Source organism: Pseudoalteromonas sp. Z9A4, from assembly GCF_011378845.1.
GTDB classification, from domain to species: Bacteria; Pseudomonadota; Gammaproteobacteria; order Enterobacterales; family Alteromonadaceae; genus Pseudoalteromonas; species Pseudoalteromonas arctica.
Genome location: NZ_WTLA01000001.1, coordinates 87,676 through 106,645, shown reverse-complemented (window position 1 = coordinate 106,645; position 18,970 = coordinate 87,676). Strand labels below are relative to the sequence as shown.

15 protein-coding genes and 1 riboswitch are annotated in these 18,970 nt (G+C 34.1%); of the genes, 2 read left to right on the top strand and 13 right to left on the bottom strand.

Going from position 1 to position 18,970, the window contains the following annotated elements; translation table 11 throughout:
- Positions 1–21: 21 nt before the first annotated feature.
- The gene (gene rsmF / locus GQR54_RS00440; RefSeq protein ID WP_166376199.1) at positions 22–1,473 is read left to right on the top strand and encodes a 16S rRNA (cytosine(1407)-C(5))-methyltransferase RsmF; all 1,452 of its coding nucleotides are present in this window, start codon (positions 22–24) and stop codon (positions 1,471–1,473) included.
- 207 nt (positions 1,474–1,680) lie between these two features.
- Here the strand turns inward: rsmF and GQR54_RS00435 are convergent, their stop codons facing one another.
- The 8 genes from GQR54_RS00435 to GQR54_RS00400 form a co-directional block, all read right to left on the bottom strand.
- Complete coding sequence (locus GQR54_RS00435; RefSeq protein ID WP_166376198.1) at positions 1,681–2,382, bottom strand: VpsP family polysaccharide biosynthesis protein; 702 nt, start codon at positions 2,380–2,382, stop codon at positions 1,681–1,683.
- Positions 2,375–3,103, bottom strand: coding sequence for a CpsB/CapC family capsule biosynthesis tyrosine phosphatase (locus tag GQR54_RS00430; protein ID WP_166376197.1), 729 nt, complete (start codon positions 3,101–3,103; stop codon positions 2,375–2,377). The genes GQR54_RS00435 and GQR54_RS00430 overlap by 8 nt, the downstream gene beginning before the upstream one ends.
- Before the next feature lie 15 nt (positions 3,104–3,118).
- Positions 3,119–5,326: a polysaccharide biosynthesis tyrosine autokinase gene (locus GQR54_RS00425; protein ID WP_166376196.1), complete on the bottom strand. Its 2,208-nt coding sequence runs from the start codon at positions 5,324–5,326 to the stop codon at positions 3,119–3,121.
- 22 nt (positions 5,327–5,348) lie between these two features.
- Positions 5,349–5,867, bottom strand: a complete 519-nt coding sequence (locus GQR54_RS00420) for a polysaccharide biosynthesis/export family protein (protein WP_166376195.1) — start codon at positions 5,865–5,867, stop codon at positions 5,349–5,351.
- Complete coding sequence (locus GQR54_RS00415) at positions 5,867–7,081, bottom strand: outer membrane beta-barrel protein (RefSeq protein ID WP_166376194.1); 1,215 nt, start codon at positions 7,079–7,081, stop codon at positions 5,867–5,869. Before GQR54_RS00415 ends, GQR54_RS00420 begins: the two co-directional genes overlap by 1 nt.
- Entirely contained in the window at positions 7,065–8,468 is a 1,404-nt protein-coding gene (locus GQR54_RS00410; RefSeq protein WP_166376193.1) for an undecaprenyl-phosphate glucose phosphotransferase, read from the bottom strand. The genes GQR54_RS00415 and GQR54_RS00410 overlap by 17 nt, the downstream gene beginning before the upstream one ends.
- Positions 8,469–8,639: 171 nt before the next feature.
- Positions 8,640–9,035: a 3-phosphoshikimate 1-carboxyvinyltransferase gene (locus GQR54_RS00405; RefSeq protein WP_240918842.1), complete on the bottom strand. Its 396-nt coding sequence runs from the start codon at positions 9,033–9,035 to the stop codon at positions 8,640–8,642.
- 233 nt (positions 9,036–9,268) lie between these two features.
- Complete coding sequence (locus GQR54_RS00400) at positions 9,269–9,787, bottom strand: acyltransferase (RefSeq protein ID WP_166376192.1); 519 nt, start codon at positions 9,785–9,787, stop codon at positions 9,269–9,271.
- Positions 9,788–11,486: 1,699 nt separating this feature from the next.
- A riboswitch (cyclic di-GMP riboswitch) is annotated at positions 11,487–11,585 on the top strand.
- Between the two features lie 100 nt (positions 11,586–11,685).
- Between GQR54_RS00400 and GQR54_RS00390 the strand changes: the two genes are divergently transcribed.
- Complete coding sequence (locus GQR54_RS00390; RefSeq protein ID WP_166376190.1) at positions 11,686–12,813, top strand: hypothetical protein; 1,128 nt, start codon at positions 11,686–11,688, stop codon at positions 12,811–12,813.
- A gap of 7 nt (positions 12,814–12,820) precedes the next feature.
- Here the strand turns inward: GQR54_RS00390 and GQR54_RS00385 are convergent, their stop codons facing one another.
- From GQR54_RS00385 to GQR54_RS00365, 5 genes are all read right to left on the bottom strand, one after another.
- Positions 12,821–14,224 (bottom strand): oligosaccharide flippase family protein, encoded by a 1,404-nt coding sequence (locus tag GQR54_RS00385; RefSeq protein ID WP_166376189.1) that lies wholly within the window; start codon positions 14,222–14,224, stop codon positions 12,821–12,823.
- Between the two features lie 243 nt (positions 14,225–14,467).
- Positions 14,468–15,775, bottom strand: a complete 1,308-nt coding sequence (locus tag GQR54_RS00380; protein WP_166376188.1) for an O-antigen ligase family protein — start codon at positions 15,773–15,775, stop codon at positions 14,468–14,470.
- Positions 15,775–16,848 carry a glycosyltransferase family 4 protein gene (locus GQR54_RS00375; protein ID WP_166376187.1) on the bottom strand — a complete coding sequence of 358 codons (1,074 nt, stop codon included), beginning with the start codon at positions 16,846–16,848 and terminating at the stop codon, positions 15,775–15,777. Before GQR54_RS00375 ends, GQR54_RS00380 begins: the two co-directional genes overlap by 1 nt.
- Complete coding sequence (locus tag GQR54_RS00370) at positions 16,832–17,974, bottom strand: glycosyltransferase (RefSeq protein WP_166376186.1); 1,143 nt, start codon at positions 17,972–17,974, stop codon at positions 16,832–16,834. Before GQR54_RS00370 ends, GQR54_RS00375 begins: the two co-directional genes overlap by 17 nt.
- A complete protein-coding gene (locus GQR54_RS00365; RefSeq protein WP_166376185.1) occupies positions 17,971–18,969 on the bottom strand; it encodes an NAD-dependent epimerase in 999 nt (332 codons plus the stop codon). The genes GQR54_RS00370 and GQR54_RS00365 overlap by 4 nt, the downstream gene beginning before the upstream one ends.
- Position 18,970: the final 1 nt, after the last annotated feature.

Genomic DNA, 18,970 nt, shown 5'->3' with positions numbered 1-18,970 from the left:
TTTTATAGTATGAGCTAACGCGTGAACGCCAACACTTTTATTCCTGAGCACTTTATTGATGACGTAAAAACCTATTTACCAGCGCATCTAAACTTAGATGACTTTTTAAATGCGTGTCGTAGGCCCCTCAGAAAATCTATCCGCGTTAATACATTAAAAATTAGCATTGAAGAATTTGTAAAACGTGCAACTGAAAAAAATTGGCTGCTAACCCCAATCCCTTGGTGCAGTGAAGGCTTTTGGTTAGAACGCCCAAGCAATGAAGAACAAAACCTAGCCCTAGGTAATACCGACTTACACCTAAGCGGTGCTATGTACGTGCAAGAAGCAAGCTCAATGCTGCCGCCTATCGCATTAAAGCAAAGTATTGAGCTCGCAGACTCTCAAAATAATTATGTGCTTGATATGGCATCTGCGCCGGGTTCGAAAACCTCACAACTAGCTGCGCTTATGAATAACCAAGGCGTGCTTGTTGCAAATGAGCTTTCGTCATCTCGCTTAAAGGTACTTAGCGCAACACTCAAACGTATGGGCGTTGGTAATTGTGCGCTCTCGCACTTTGATGGCGTTATATTTGGCAACTACATGTTTGAATGCTTTGATAGCATATTGCTAGACGCGCCATGCTCTGGCGAAGGTACTGTGCGTAAAGACGCCGACGCACTAAAAAATTGGTCAATAGAATCAAACATTCAAATAGCCCAAGTACAAAAAGACTTAATTAAAAGCGCGTTTTACGCATTAAAACCAGGTGGCACCTTAGTGTATTCAACCTGCACACTTACACCACTCGAAAACCAACAAGTATGCGATTATTTACTCAGTGAATTTGGCGACTATATAGCGCCTGAGTCACTAAGTGATTTATTTGAAGGTGCAAGTAAAGCAACAACAAGTGAAGGCTATTTGCATGTATGGCCGCAAACATTCGATAGCGAAGGCTTTTTTATCGCTAAATTTAAAAAACACGCAAGTTGCGATAACCCAAATCAAACTGTTAAAAAAGGCGCGTTTCCGTTCAACGAGTTTGATAAAAAACAAAGCGTCGCGTTTATGCAATCGCTTAAAAAGCACTTTGGGATAACTACCTTGCCAGGTAATTTAATGCAGCGTGATAGAGAACTGTGGTTATTTCCACAAGAGTTTGAAGCCGTGCAAAATAAAATTAAGTACGCACGTTTGGGTATTCAAATTGGCATTATCCATAAAAACGGCGTAAGACTAACGCACGAATTTGCTACAGTGTTTGGTAACGAGTGCAAAACGAATATTTACGCGCTAAATAACGAGCAAGCCAATGATTATTTTCAAGGTAAAGATATACGCTTAGCTGAAGCAACTCAAACAATAGGTGAAGTAGTATTAACGCTGTGTGGTTGCCCTATTGGGCTGGGGAAATGGCAGAAAAATAAGATTAAAAACTCACTACCACGAGATCTAGTACAAAATACGCAGTTAATAAGCTGGAATTAGACTAAAGTACAGTTTACGCATAATTAATCTAATATCTTGTAATTAAATGCAACCACGTGGCAAAATTAGTTCTGCTTTTTAAATAGCTTTACTATAGTTTTAAGTACTTTCTTCTTCTCCCTAATGAACCAGAAAGTTTTTAGTTAACGCTAGACTCAATTTAGAGTCGCTTTATAGCCCAGAACTTTTATAAGTCTCTGGGCGTTTTTATTTGCAGCTTCTTCTATAGACAGTGCTACTTCTTACTTTTTCAAACGCCTTACCAAATTGCAAAGATAGACAAAGAATTGGTAGTGCATCAACTTGTTTAGCAACATTAAATACTTGGTAGAATTTATAGCCATATTCAACTGCTAAATTAAGTTCAGCTACATACAAAGCTTTATATTTAGGCGGTAGTTGTTGCCAGTGTATTAATGATATTTGAATGATTCCAAGCTGTACATCAAGCTTGTAGGGGCCTACTTTTTTAGCTTGTTGAATATATTCATATACACGTTTTGTAGGCCCCTCTTGATAACTAACAACTTGTGCTAGTGCAATCCAAGTTTCAGCCCATGTATTTCTGAGCTCTAATGAATTTAAAAGATTTTCTTCTGCCTGCTGGTAAACCATCAGCTTGTCGTCAACTTGCTCTCTTGTTACAGCTAAGTTTTGCATTTTTATATATGCACTAAGCTGCCAATAATGAGGTTGGGTGGGTTCTAAATCTATTGCAAGTGCAATTGCACTATCAGCAAGCTTTAACTCAACAGGAGTAATTAAGATTTCAGACTGCTTTAAAATATTTACTGAATTAAAGTACCAAGTATTCGCACGCATACTTTGTAAACTTTGATAACTTATGATCAATGTAATAGCTGCAAGAACAGTTATTTGAGTAAGTCGTTTTACATTAAAATTACTCATTAAACAGCGACTCTGTTAAAAGCATTGGATTAGTAAAAAACAAATCATATGCTTTATTTTCACCTATCAGGTTAGTCACAATCTTCTTTGCATTACTTAGTATAGGAGGTCTGCGTTTAACTGAATGCGCATCAGACGCAACATAAGTTACTAAACCTTTTTCTAGCATATCTATACTAATACGCCTTGCAATTTCGCCCCATGAACCCTCTATACTCGAAGCAGTTAACTGAAAGTCACAACCTAATTGCTTTAAATGATTTATATAAAAAGGGTTTGATTGAATATCACGATTGCGTTCAGGATGAGGAATAACTACTTTTATATTTTTTTTAGCTAGCCAATTTATAAACTTGTCGTAACCTTGTGGTACATGTGAATGTGGTAACTCTAATAACAAGTAATTTACTGAGTCAAGTGTGCCAATAAACGGAAGCTTATTACCAAGCACTAAACTCATTAACTCAACATCAAGCCTAATTTCTGCAGCGACGGCCAATTTTATATTTATATTGTTTGCTAATACCTGTGCTTTTAGAGTACTTATATCGTTATATAGCTGTGTGACCGAATTGTTGAATCGCCCAATATGTATATGCGGAGTGGCAACCATATGGGTTATCCCATCATTTTGAGCAATATTTAATAGTGCTAAAGATTCGCTTAAATCTTTAGCACCATCATCTATTCCCGGCAAAATATGCGAGTGAATATCAATCATAAGTTTGCAAACTAATTATGCATTAGATTGTTCAGGTTTTTGTGAATAATCAAAATAATCATAGTAGCCATGGCTGTGCTCATCTTTTCTCTTACTCATATCAACCTGATTCAGTACAATACCGGCAACATGGGCCTTGGCTTCAAATAAACGCTCAATACCAGCTGTAATAGGTTTAATACGAGTAATGTCAGATTTAACAACATAAATAACCGAGTCTACATTTTGTGCAATAACTAAGGCATCGCTAACGGCTTGCGTAGGTGGTGTATCTATGACGATATGATCGTATTTAGTTTTAAGTATATCAAGCACTTCGCTAAAGCGAGCATTTGATAAAAGCTCTAACGGGTTACCTGGTATTTGCCCACTTGGCATAATAGCAACACCCGATTGTTCATCAATATGCACACACTCACTTAACTGTTCAGTACCTACAATTAAATTGCTTAATCCTGGATGAAATACCGGAATATCAAAACGTTTAGCGATACTCGGTTTACGCAAATCGGCATCAATTAATAATACTTTACCCATTTGTGCAAGCGACATAGCTAAATTAGCTGAAGTAGTCGTTTTACCTTCACCCGGAGAGCTCGACGTAACAGCAATAACTTTGAGATCACGCTCTAACTGAGTTAATAATAAACTAGTTCTGAAGGTTCTAACCGACTCAGCGAATAATCGATACTGCTCATCAAGATAAGCATGGATAGGGAAAAAGCTATTCTTAGGTGTTTTTACATATGGTAATAGCCCTAACATACGCTGTGATAATTTACCTTCTACATCAGATTTAGTTTTGACAGTATCGTCTAATGAATCAAACACAAAGCTCATCACGACAGCAAAACCAAAGCTAACTATAAATGACATTATAATAATCAATACTTTGCTTGGTTTACTAGGCTCTCTAGGTGCATAAGCTAGATCGGTAAAGCGCGCTGCTGCAGAACTAAAATCGCTCGTTACTTCAGTCTCTTTAGAGCGAGATAGAAACGTGTTAAATATATTGCGGTTAGTTTCTACTTCACGTTTCAATTGATTATATTGAGTTTCTTTGCGTGTAATGTCTTGATACTCGGCACGAATTTTAACTAAATCACGTTCAAGCGCACTAACAGTACGTGTTATACGATTTAGTTCCTTTTCAATACCTGTAATTAAACCTTTTATTTGCTTATTCAAGTTAGCTTTTACAGTTGCAAGCTCAGCCTTTGCAGAAATTATTTTGGGATGTTTTGATCCATAAACCTCACCTAAATCACTTAACTTACGTTCAACCAAAATAACTTCACGCTTAACGTCTTGTATTACTTGGTGTGATGTAATTTCAGGCATACTACCTAATAGGTCTATATTATCATTACCATACTCTTTAATAACTCGGTTGATGCTTTGAAGGTTGTTTTGTTCATTGCGGGCGACTATCAACTGTTGTGATATTTGTTCAAGCTCTTGTGTAGCTAAACCTGCAATGCCTTCTATATCAACTAGCTTTTGTTGCTCTCTGTACGACTGTAAACGCGCCTCAGACCCATCTAACTGGATACGCAGCTGTGATAAACGAGTATTTAACCAAGTCGATGCCTGTTGAGTTATACCCATTTTTGCACGCATTTGGTTATCTATATAAACTTCACCTACTGTATTTGCTACTAATGCAGCCAATTTTGGATCGCTAGACTCAAAGCTTACATTTACTAATTGCGTACTACGAATAGGTGATATAACTAATCTTGATTTGAAAATAGCTAGCAAACCTAACATTTCTCTATCATTCTTCTCTTGCGGTGTAAGTATTGGTAAATCTTTTTTATTTAAGAAAGGGAAAACCTCCTTAACTAATGTTTTAAACTCACCTAAAACTGAAGGTTTATTGATAAAGTCTTCATGAGACTTAAGATCAAGCTTGGTAATAACTTCACGAGCAATACTGTCCGACTTCATCACTTCAAATTGGGTTAAGTAATACTCTTTTTTATTTGAATCTAAACCATAAATTTCCTGAAAACTTACTGCCTTAGCTTGTTCAGCTTCAATAAGTAAGGTAGCAGTTGCAATGTACTTAGGTACTAACGTAAGGGCAACCATTATAGTTAATAAAGTAACTACGGTAGCAAAACTTAGAATACGCCATTTGGCACGTTTAATTATATTAAAGTAAGATCCCAAATCAATAACTTCCTCGTTATTATTTAGGTTTTCATTTGTTTGGTTCATTAATTATTGCCTTGTAAATTGCTTAAAACAAGCGTTGTTCAATTTTAATGGTATCGCCCGCTGCAATTTGGCTATTTAAACTGCCTTTGAGTTGCTGCTGTTTGGTTTGCTCTTTAAATATATATATCTTATCAACTGAAGCTCGCTCAGTTAAACCACCAGCAAGTGCTATAGCTTGGTTAACTGTCATTGCAGGCTGGTAAGAGTAAGCGCCTGGGTGCTTAACTTCACCATGAATATAAAAAGGTCGATATTCAACAACCTGAACATATACATTTGGGTTTATCAAATAACCAGGCTTCAAACCTTGTGTTATAACCTGTTCAACCTCAGATGTATTAAGCCCGGCAAGTTTAACCTTACCTAGAAATGGGTAATTAACTTCCCCACTATTACCTAAAAGTGCAGTGACTTCTAAATCAGGTTGGCCAAAAACTTTTATTTCAACCTTATCACCTGCACCCAACACGTAGCTTTGCGCAGATTGCGCAAAACAAAAACTGCTTAATAGAAGCAGCACTAAACCAAAAATAAACTTCATTAACTAGCCTTTAAAGCAAATGTAAAATTAACGCCTACAATAACACGATCAAACTTAATGGTAGTTTGAGTTGAATCTTTATCAATAAAATCTACATAAGTAGAAACCATACCAAACTTACTTACAACGTAATTTAAACCTAAGCGTGCATTTTTAGTTTTATCTTGACGACCAATATTACCCGTATATTGCTCATCTACATAATTAATCGCAGCAAGTGATGTTAAATAATCACTCCAACCATGGGTCCAATTAACACCATAGCTACTTTCTTCAATATAATCACCTTGTACTAGGGGATCTTTTGCAGATCGACTAGTAGCGACCTGAATTGTTGAGTAACTAAGTGGCTGCCAGTTAACGGTAGCATCCCAACTTAAACCACTAAAATTCTCACGTTGAGATGAGGTGAAATCTTTATTTTGGTAACCCAATTTAAATGTTCCCGATGTAAGAGCAGTTGCCTCCCACTCAACTCCAAGTAACACTTTAACATCGTCAGAGTCACGAGATATACCACTGGCGGCTAAAAAATCGTAACGATAGTTTTCTTGCTTAACTTCTAAAAAAGTACGCATCGCCGCTTGAGTGTTATAATAACCAGTAATACCAATCAACGATTTATTCAAGTCACGAAACTGTGATACGGCTCTAAAGTTTTGGTACTCTTTACTATAAAAACCTGCATTTAAAGCAACCTGGGCTTTTGAGGTTAATGCGCCATACTCATATAGTGCGGTAAAATTTTGTTGTTTATACTTAACTAGCTCGTCTATCGCATCGCCTAAACCTTCAGTCAAACCACTACCTCGTGGTTCGTAAAGCCAATCGGCCTTACCTTTAACATCTAGACGATGTTGGCTAGTAAATTCTTTATGTACACCGGCACCAATATTTATTTCGGTAAAGTTATCTACAGAATCTTTGTTGTGCAGTGAACTACTCGTCCCTAAATCAAGATTATAGCTATCTGGTCCATTTTCTATGACTGCTTTTATATTAGGAGTAATAGTCCATATTAAACGCGATTCTTCGTTTTCAGGTGTACTAAAAAAATTATCATTACTACTCAAACCAGTTTGTAATGTTGGCGTTATTTCTGCGCCATCTTTTGTCATAAAACTGCCCGGTTGTAAACTGGCATTGGCTGGTGCTGCAATCCCCACGCTCAAAACAGCCAAAATAGGGGCAAGTGTTTTAGTAAGCATTTGCATTCTTAAATCCTTTAAAAATTGTCATAAAAATAATTTTTATATCAAACCACAGCGACCAGTGCTTAATATAATGTAAGTCAAATTCTATTCGTTTTTCCATCTTATCTAAAGTGTCTGTTTCTCCGCGCCAACCATTTATTTGAGCCCAACCTGTTATGCCAGGTTTAGCTTTATGCCTAAGCATATAGAACTCCACTTTTTTACGATACTCTTCATTGTGTGCTACTGCATGTGGTCGTGGCCCTACTATTGACATATCGCCTTTTAACACGTTTATAAATTGCGGTAATTCATCAAGGCTAGTACCACGTAAAAACGCTCCAAGTTTGGTAATACGGACATCATTTTTTTTCGCCTGAGTAACCACATCACTATTTTCAGTTACTGTCATAGAGCGAAACTTCCAGACTTTAATTTTCTTCCCATCTAGGCCATATCTATCTTGTTTAAAAATCACAGGGCCTTTTGAGGTAAATTTAATAGCAAATGCTATAGCAACAAGAACTGGGGAAATTAACATTAAAATAATAGAGGCTACAACTATATCTTCCGTGCGTTTTATAAACTCACGGGCACCTATAAAGGGCGATTCAAAAACACTTAATGTATCTACCTCACCAACGTGTTCAATACGAGCATGAATCAAATTAGAAAGTAAAAAATCAGGTATAATATGTACATCTACAGTGGTATCGCCGAGCTGCAATAGCAGATCAGCAATACGTTTATCCGCTTTCATAGGGAGAGCAATATACAATACATCTATACTCCCCTTCCTCGCTGCACATATAGCATTTTGAATTGTGCCAGCAATATCATAAGAAGCTACATTATTAAATAACCGCTCTGGCTTTCTGTCATCATAAAAACCTAAAAACTTGAAACCAAGCTCATCATTTTTCATAATTTCATCATATAAATATACCGCAGACTCAGTTGCACCAACAACTGCGACGTTACGTAAATTCAAGCCTAGCTTTCGTCTATTACGCTTATAGAGATGCACGACTAAACGCCATGAATATAAAAATATAATACTAAACAAAAGCCACAAACCTAGCCCTAAACGCGAGAGCGTATCACTAAATTTAAATATAAAAGATATGATAAATAAAAAAGTGAATGCCACAAATAGAGAGGACCAAGCACACAGCACCATTGTTCTAAACTTACCAGCACGCCAAGATCGGTATGTAGAAAAAATTTCAGCGCTATATAAAAAGCTTAAGGCTACGCTTAATACTGCGACCATATAAATAGGTGTCAAATTAAAACCATAAAATAAAGCAGAACATTGGAATGCCAAGAAAAGGGCAAACATGTCAAATAATCGGTAAAAATTGGCATCAGAGGAGCTATTAGGCTTGAAAGTCCTTGTAGATGTCATACTATTTTTTCCCTGTAGATAGCGAGTAAATTAGCTTTTAATATTTTGCTGTATGATATATCACCAAGAGTGACTAAACAATACTATGTTATTAGTTTCCACAAAATAAAAATGTCGTCAATTTTGAAAAGGAAAATATCCTTACTTGAAACTGTCTTTGTAACTAAATCATCAGTTGAACAAACCTTTAAACCAGGACCAAATCCCCAGTGAATAACCCTCAAATATATCAATGCCAAGAGCAGACTTAAACAGATAGGCTATTAACAGTAATAAAAGAATTATAAATAAAGTAAATAATGCGACCATGAAAGCCTGTAACAAAGTAGAAACTCGTTGTTCTTTCACACTTAATTCACGCCTATTTCTACCTGTTAAAAATACAACATAGTAACGGTACCTGAAAAAACTAAGTACAAACCGAAAATCTATTTTATGTTTTCCCCATTGCCTTGCACCTATTGCGACCTTCAAGTGCATCAGCTGCTCATCTGTGAACGTTTTTTGTACCTTTTCAGGCATTCGCTGTAGAAAGCTATTTACAGCTGGATCATTTTTTATATTCAAACTAAAACTCGCTATACAAAATAGTAAATTCACTTGTGTAACTATGATTATAATCGGCTTAAAAGCTTAAAGTCCGTCGCTTTACTTTTGTTCATAAACCACTTAGCTTACAAAGCGTCGATTAAAATTAATATGCCAAACTCTGAAAGCACATTTATTGGTAATCTAACGTTAAGCGAGTAGTAAGTGTAAAATAATCTCGACTTTTTATTGAAATCATATAACATTTTATTTTATTTTATTTTATAATGATTTATCAAATAATTCTTTTTCGTTAATGAACCTTTAGTTTTTAAGTTATTTTCCAATGAAGACTTTTTATAATCAGCTAAAGATTTAATATACTTAGCCGGAACACCGGCATAAACGCCATCAGAGTCTAAGTCTTTTGTTATTATCGAACCAGCCCCAACTACCACATTAGATCCTATAGTTACGCCGGGCATAATTATACAATGACTTCCAATAAAAACATTATCACCTATGTTTATAGGCTTAATTACGTCTATTTCAGGAAAGTCTCGTCTGAAAACCCAAACACCTCCATCGTGATTAACAAAGTGACTTGAAGTGATACTCACGTTGTCACCTATTTTTATTAAGTAAGGTTCCGAACCAAAACTAATCTCGCCTATAAAACGGCAATTATTTCCTACTTTACCTCCGAGTTTTCTCAAAAGTGAAATTCGTCCAAAAAATATAATGTGTAACTTGCTTGTTATTTTTCTGTATAAATGTAGTAGCTTAATCATTTGTTTACTATCTCATAAAAGTTATTTTTAAATAATATTTAAATTTACAATTGCGATAACCTATTTCCATAAAGTCACTCTAAGTGCATCAAGTTTTCTTTTTTAAAACACCATTAAACAAGAAAAGTAAAGTTGAGTTTTTTACTAAAAACCAGTGATGTATCGAGAATGAAATTAGGAACGTTAATAATATTATTAATACATACTCTAAAAATAACGGAAAGTGAAAGTCATCGAAAAAGAAAAAATAAATAATAACTATCAATGGTTGGTGTAGTAAATATATTGTGTAACTGGAATCAGAAAACTTACGCGTTAATTTTGAACCATTAACACCTAAATTGTAAGTTATTGCTATTAAAGTTAAAACTAGAAAACCACTAGATAATTTAGTTATACCCTTAATGTAATCTGATTTCAAAAAAGAAAAATAGTCAAAGTTAATTAAGAGGTAAATTACAAAGTAAATTAAAGCCGAATAAAAAGCTGTTTTATAGTTCAGTATACTAATGAATACATCTCTATTTTTGTAACACACACACCCAAATAAAAAATAAAAATAATAGTAAAACAATGAATCAAATGTAAAAAAAACAAAATTATCTAAAAGCATTATTTTTGAAAAAGCAAGAGAACAAAGACTTAAAAATGGAATCAAAAAATAGAAACAAATTAATATTTTCTTTTTACTTAATTCATTTGTTTTTAAGATAAAAGAACATATAGGATACGTCAAAATAAAATATGCCATTAAATTACCAAGAAACCACAGATGGCCCAACCATTGTCCATCCGTAAAGTAAATTAGTTCCCCCCAGTTATAAACTCGTTGGTCACTGAAGTAATTCATTATTGGGTTTATTAAGAGCCCACAAAAAATCAAAGGAGGCATTATTCTTAACAGCCTCTCATTCAGGAAATTGGTACTTTTTTTAGTGAAAACCAGAAAGTAAAAAAACCCTGAAATGATGTAAAACGCTTCCATTCTGAATGCATGAATAAAATCGGATATGTAATTGAAGACCACCGAACTCTCGGTTGAGGATACCCTCCATACATAGCCATCGTTGTATATTAATGCCGTATGGTAAAACAAGCCGAGTATCATAAATACGGCCCTACAAAAATCAATTCCGTGTAGCCTATGTATACTTTTCTCTTTTTCTGGGAATACTGAAGTATTCATATAAATAACATCCTTGATATAAAACCTTAGAAACAAAGATTAAATCCCTTAAAAACTGAAGTTTCAGCATACATTAAACTTTTGAAGAACTGAGATTCAACCGATTGCGCCTATTAATTATTGTCAAACCAATACTGTGTATAAAAACGGGCAATTACCTAAAACAAATACAAAATCTATTGCTAATTGCATTTAATAACAATAAAACATCAATTAGTGCTATTAAGTATTGTTAGAAAATAATTATCAAGCCTACAATGTGAAAGTTCTTATACTTACATTTAAATTGGACGACACGCTCAAAAATAGAAATAGAGGATAGCACATGTAACCTCATGTTTAAATTAAAAATAAAGTATTATTCACCACAATTACATTAAATACATACTTAAAAATTATCAATATTTTAATATCTGATAAATCATCGTGTTAAAACAAGAACTGTTAATTAAACGTTCATAATAATAATTATACCATTGTCTTTATTCGCATTTCCGATATAATTAAAACTCATAGTGAAAAGGGCAAACTTGGTGAAAATCAAGGACGCAAAGCTTCCGGCCTAATATGAGTGTTTAATTAATCACTCATGATGGTAGCGGGGTTACCGCGAAGATAAGACCTAACAGTTTCGCTGTTAGTTATTACCTTGGTTTACCTATTCATTCTTTAAATTTAACCGAATAGTTTCAAATTAAACAAGGTAATAAAAATGAAAAAATTTATTCTCATTAATTCCGTATTTCTTTTAACAAGCTTCGTTTCACAGGCCCAAACTGCTTATATTAGTACAGTAGGAAGCGGCAATGGCTATTCTGAAACCTCCCCAGCATCAATCAACCAGTTAAATAATTTATTAGCCGATCCACTTATTGATAAAGTTGAATTGCAGCCAGGTCTATATAAACAAACTGATGCACTTTATTTAAGTAACGGTGATCACCCTGTTGAAGTGGTAGGTTCACAAAGAGCTACATTCACGAGTAATTTCAACTATTACTCAGGCAGTAACTCCGGAATTGTAATAGCTAGAAGCAATATCACATTTAAAAATATATCATTTCTAAACACTCGCCACTGTTTCAGAATTAAAAGCAACAATGTTAATAATATTACTCTAGAAGATATAACAGCAAACAATACTATGAGCTGCGTAGAAATTGATTACAATGCAACTAAGGTAATATCAGATATTTCAATTAATAATTTAACAAGCTTAGGTTATTACAAAGCTGGCATACGGATCAATGGAACAAACACGAGTAACATCAGCATTACCAACTCTGTATTTGATGGTCTGACATCATCTCGAGACTTAGAAAGATCGTGTTATATTTCTGGTATAAGTATAGCAGGCTTAGCAAAAGATATTCTAATTGATAAAGTTTCAATAGCTAATAATATTGGTGGTATTGAAAACTGTGGTAGCTATCAACAAGGTGACGGTATAATGATTAATACTGGTACTAGCAACATAGTAATAAAAAATACTGTTATATCAAATAGCAAAGATGCAGATTTAGATATAAAAGGTGAGAATGTTACATTAGAAAATATCACTTCTACATCAGGTAAAGAAGCAAGGTACAATTTCAAGCTATGGAATAATAATTTTACCTGCACTGACTGTTATATAAGCTCTGCTAATAGTTCAGCTATACAAGCAATTAACGCGCAAGTGACATTCGTTAACTCTACTTTTAAAATTAATGAAGATACTCATTTATGTGACATAAGAAATTATGACATTGATGACGCAACGGTTGATTTTAAAAGCTCAAAATTTTCATATTATGGAGATCTTACATTCCAGCCTCATCAATTATCTGAGTGTGAATGAATTTAGTTTATAAACTCTTTATGTTAACTAGTATTTTTCTATCAATAATATTAGCTAAATAAAGAGTTATATATATAAAGCTATAGCTAAAAAGACCTATAAAAATTAGTATATATAAATTCTCAACATTCATATTAATCTGAATATATATTACGAATAAACACATCCCTACAGCAGAAATTAAACACCCTGTTATTACTTTCAAAACGGAGCCAATTTTAATATCTAAAATTTTGCAAAGCGCATAATTAAACTTAGGTATTATAAATAACAATGAAAGGTACATTCCAATTAAAGGCGAGTACTTACCTGTTAAATCAGAAAGGAAAACGACCGAAAGTAAGATAAGCATGGTAGAAGCTATATTTACAAATAGTGTTTCATATGTTGTCTTAAATAAAACTTGTAATGGGGGTAAGTACAAATATAAAGACGTGATACATTGATACACTGCCAACCCGATTATAATTTCATAAGCTCCGAGCCAATCAATACCAAAGAACTCTAATATTAAAGGCTTTGCCACTACAGCTAGGCCTATGTAACAAGGAACTAAGACTGTTGTCGAATATAAAAAAGCCGTATTAAAAGTGTTTAGCAAAGCACTAGACTCACTTTTTACTGAATGAAACTTGCCTGTTGCCCATGTAATAAAGCCTATACCTATGAGACTGCGTGGTATATCAACAAACCGAATTGCAAGGGCATAAACACCTGATATCTGTGGACCTATAAATGCACCCAAAAAGATAATTAGACCATGATTCTTTGCATTTTGCTCTACAATCGCTACACCAGATGGAATTCCTTCTTTTATCAAATTAGTAAATAATGAAAAACTGAAGTGACTATCACTTTTAAATAAATCTTTATGAGAAAAAAACATAACTAATAAAGCAATAAATGCAGCAACGAAGCTTTGTAATATTATTGCGAGTTCAACATGGCCTGCATACGCTGATAATAACCCAACGCCAACTCCTGCAGCTTTACCCCAAAAAGCCCTTAAAGCAAGCTGTTTATATTTTTGTTTAATGATTAAATCAGCAATATATACCCTAGAAATAGATGAAATTGGAATGTAACTGACTGAAAGTAAAATAAGAATCCACCAACCAGAACCGTATATTATATATAAAACAACATAGAGTAATGTAGATATTAATAGAGATAACAGCAACCAACCAATTGCGCTAGTTTTAAATGTGTTATCTATATTTTCATTTGCGGCGATTAACGGGTACTGCTGCAAATTTTCTATTATTGTTGATATAAATAAAGATGACGAAAGTATAATAATTGACATACCAAAACCAGTAGGCCCTAATAAATTTGCATACCAAAAAGTTGCAACTAAAGAAAAAAGAGTTACTCCTACCTTCTCAAAAAAAACCCACAGTAAACCTTTCAATTGTTATCCTTAAGAATAGGGAAAATAAATAATATTAATAAGCTTTAGTTAATATAAACAACAACTAAATTTATCAATATACGTAAAACAAAAATAAATACTTTCCACCAAACTAATTTGTCAAATTTATGTGCAGAAGACATATATTATAACACTTAATCCAATTTGATTATTTAATAGAGTAACAATCAAGATTAAATGTCTAACAAACACCATATCAACACTAAAGTAACTTTTTACGAACTAACTAGTACATAGCTTTTTCGATGTGCCTCGTTTCGCCAAATAAAAAGCCGTTGTGAAAATAAACGAATATAAATGTACCCCTTCCACCGCCCACAAAGGCATAGTTGAATTGGACATAATAAAAAAGCCCACTAAAAAACTTATTGATACAGCTTTTAACTTTTTATCTTCAATCTTCACAATTAATAAAAAAGTACTGCTAAGCATAATTAACAAAGCAATTAAACCAATAATCCCAAGGTCAAATAGCGCTGCAATATACGTATTATGTGCGTACACCTCAAAATAGCCAGTCCACGCTTCTGGTCCAGCTCCTAAAAATATTCCCAAAAAGGAGAAATACGAAAACTCAGTAAGGTACATATTCCATAGGTATAAACGGCTAGACAATAACCTGCGCTCTTCAACATTAAACAATGAATAATCAATTGACATTAGCTCATTTAAATTAGAAAGTGCGCCACCAAGCTCACCAAAACGTTCAACTACATCACCACCAAATAATACGCTAACAGCCAATGCCGAAATCAAACCTGAACTAAATACAAGTAGTTTAGTATCTTTCTTTGCACCCATATAAAAATAGGCAAAATATGCCCCCATCAATGGAATTAACGACGAGAGTAATAATGTTCGATAATTAGCAAATATTAAACCTATGAAAAACAAAAGTGGAATTATGGGTCTTATATTCTTTTTTAGCATCAATAGAGATGAAATAAGTAGTCCATTATACAGCAGTATAGAAAAAGCACTTTCATGGGCATAGCCGCCAATGTAACTAATCGAGTTAGACGTAGAATTTAATGCCTCTGTATCTTTCCCCGCTCCAAGTAAAATAGAAGCTAATTGACAGACTAAAAGGCCCATAAATAAATAATAAAAAGGCTTTAATGTATTAACTAACCCGTGGTTATAAAATAACTGAATTAATGCTATTGAGGTAACAATTAATAATAGCCATTTCATAATAACAACCACCCCTCCCATAAATTCACCTGAATATAGTGCGGATAAAATAATAGAAAAAATAATCAAATAAAATGGCATTATAGATTTGAATTTTAAGTATTTTTTATCCATAAAAATAAATACTAAAAATATAGTACATAAAGATGCTAGAGACGTTAACGATTGCCCTGCAAATATTGGTTTAAATGAGATTTCATGATTAACTGAAAATATAATTCGCACTACAAAGAGTGTAAAAAAGCCAAGGAAAAGCTTAGATTGTTTGATATAAGGTAATTTTTTAAGCGAATAATAATAAGCAATTATTATTATTAATGACGAAACATAGGCCATTAAGTTGTCACCTTTATTATTGATTTTTCATAGTTAATAGCTATCTTATCCCAATCGTAATTTCCTAATATTCTTTTGTCTACTTGTTTACCACCTTGTTGTAGCATTACAAGGAGGTTGTTAATATCCCCTAATTTAAAATAGCAGTCATCTGGGAAGCCTAAATCTTTATTCTGAACAATATCACTCATAACAACAGGTGCAGAACAAGAAACAGCCTCAAGTGCTGATATTGGGAGACCTTCCGAATAAGAGGGTAAAATAAAAGACTTACTATTGCTGTAAAGCCATTTTAATTGAGAACGACTTTTTCTGCCTAAGAAAATTATATTCGGGCCTGCATTTCTTCTTATATTATCGGCGTAACTACTTTTAAAATCGGTATCTCCAGCAATAACCAATTTTTCATCTCCTTTATAGAGGTTGAAAGCATCTACAAGATCATGAAAGCCCTTTTCTGGGACTAACCGACCAACAGCTAAAAAAAATGGGTAGTTTACATCAGGAACATTTACTGATAAATCAGGCAGAGAAAAACCGTTAGCCATAAATTGGTAATTATTTGCTTTTTCCGGATAACGTTTTTTTGAAATATCTAATAGCGTTTTTGATACAAAAAAAACTTTATCTGCATACTTTAAAGCAAATTTTTCGCCACATTTAAATACAAACTTGGCAAGGCGTCCCCACTTTTGGTGTTCATAGTTTTGAGAATGGTGTGTCACCAATACTTTAGGAAATAAAATTTTTGCCAGTGGCAAAAACATTGAACCACCAATACCATGTATGTGGAATACATCAACTCGAGAAAACATGTAACAATGTAAAATTGAGATTAATGTATGAAACGGAGTTTCAAGTGACTGTTGCTTAGGGCTATATAGTGATTTAACTTTCAAAGAGCTCGATATAATAGAACTTTCGACGTACCCTTTTCTTCCATAAACCAATATTTCAAAATTTGCAGACATACGTTTGTATAGTTCTTCACAATGGGTTTCTACACCTCCCATTACTCCTGGAATTCCCCTTAATCCAGCGACACCTATTTTTATTTTATTTTTTTCGCTCATTAAGTGCCTCCTTGATTACTTTTTCAAAACTCGACAAAAAATATTCATGAGAATAACTGTTCTTTAGTGGCTTAATTTTAGTCTTATACTGCTCAATTAAATTCGCGTCATTAAACAGCTCTATCCCTGCTACAGTTTCTGTAACATTGTTTACAGGAATCAAGATCCCATATTTAGCTTTTTGTAATTTATCAACACCTAAGGATACACGACTATCAAGTAGCTCCGACGGGCCCGATTGGCAATCACTTGAAACAACAAACTTACCAAGGACTAATGCTTCTGCTAATACATTTGGGAAACCCTCTGCTAATGATACCGAGATCAAACCAGCTGAATTAGCTATATAAGGATATGGGTTTTCAATAAATCCCTTAAACACAACTTGATCCTGTAACTCTAATTTCAAAACTAGGGCTTCTAAATTAGCTCTTTCTGGGCCATCACCAAGTAGAACTAATTTTTTTGTAGATTCAGCTTTTGCTAGTGATTTAATTAGCAGTGTGTGATTTTTGTTTTTATAAAATCGACCAACACATACAATAAAAGAATTTTTTTCAAATTCAACTTTATATTCTTGAGCTTTTAATTCCAACTCATCAAAGCTATATGAATTACATATAACGTCAATTCGTTTATGTTTTAAATCAAAAAAGTTACTTAGGTCTTCCTTCACCCCTTTAGAAACAGCTATTAAGGAAGATGCTCTTTCATAGAAGAAACGTGTAAATGATTTTTTAAATATGCTTTTTAAGCCATTACCAAAATGAGAGGATGTATTCACCCTTTCACTTATGATAACCGGGTATATTCTTCTAAAGCCCGCAAAAACCGAAGAAACATTAGAACGAGTTAGAAATGATACAACTAACACAGGTTGTAATACCTCTAATTCCTTTCTCAAACCAAACATACTTTTTAATAAAGAACCGTTGTAGTCAAGCTCAATATGCTCTACAGAGTCAATGATTGGGTTTTTAATCTCTTCTTTATCAAGAGTTACAACGACTATTTTATAATCTATTTGTGCGTTGCTAAGCATATTAATAAGACGGGAGAATACTCTCTCAGCTCCTCCGCCACCTAAGCTATTAATGACAAAGCAAACAACTTTTTCATTTCTCATCGATTATAATCTCTATACCAATCAACAAATTGCTGCATTCCTAACTCGATACTCGTATTTGGTTTAAAGCCTACTGCGTTTTGTAGGCTATCAATATCTGCAAACGTTGCTGGCACATCACCAGCCTGCATAGGCATATAATTTTTTTCAGCAATTTTACCTGCTGCTTTTTCGATTGATTCAATAAAGGTCATCAATGCTATGGGTTCATTGTTACCTATATTGAAGACTTTATAGGGAGCTTTGCTTGATTCTGGTGATGTATTGGTATTTGTAGCATCACGTACAGGTACTACATCCTGAATTCGGATAATCCCTTCAACAATATCATCTATATAGGTAAAGTCTCGCTTCATTTTTCCGTTATTAAATACTTTAATTTCACGGTCGTTTAGTATGGCATCGGTAAATAAGTAAGGAGCCATATCGGGGCGACCCCACGGGCCATATACGGTAAAGAAACGTAAGCCCGTGGTTGGTAAATCATATAAATGGCTGTAGCTATGCGCCATAAGTTCGTTTGATTTTTTAGTTGCTGCATAAAGCGATACAGGGTGATCGACTGCATCATCTGTTGAAAATGGCATTTTTTCGTTCATACCGTAAACAGAGCTCGATGAAGCGTAAACTAAATGCTGTACTTTATTATGACGACACCCTTCTAAAATAGTTGCCGTGCCCACTATATTTGAATCTATATACGCCATTGGATTTTCGATTGAGTAGCGCACGCCAGCTTGCGCCGCTAGGTGTATTACACGATCAAATTTTTCATCTGCAAATAACTTAGCAATCCCTCCTCTATCGGCTAAATCCATTTTAACAAAACTAAATGACTTATGGTGTTTTATACGCTCAAGTCTTGCTAGTTTTAAAGCCGGATCGTAATAATCATTTAAGTTATCCAGTCCTATAACTTCATGGCCTTCGTTACATAGACGTTCTGCCACAAAATTACCAATAAAACCTGCTGCACCCGTTACTAAAAATTTCATT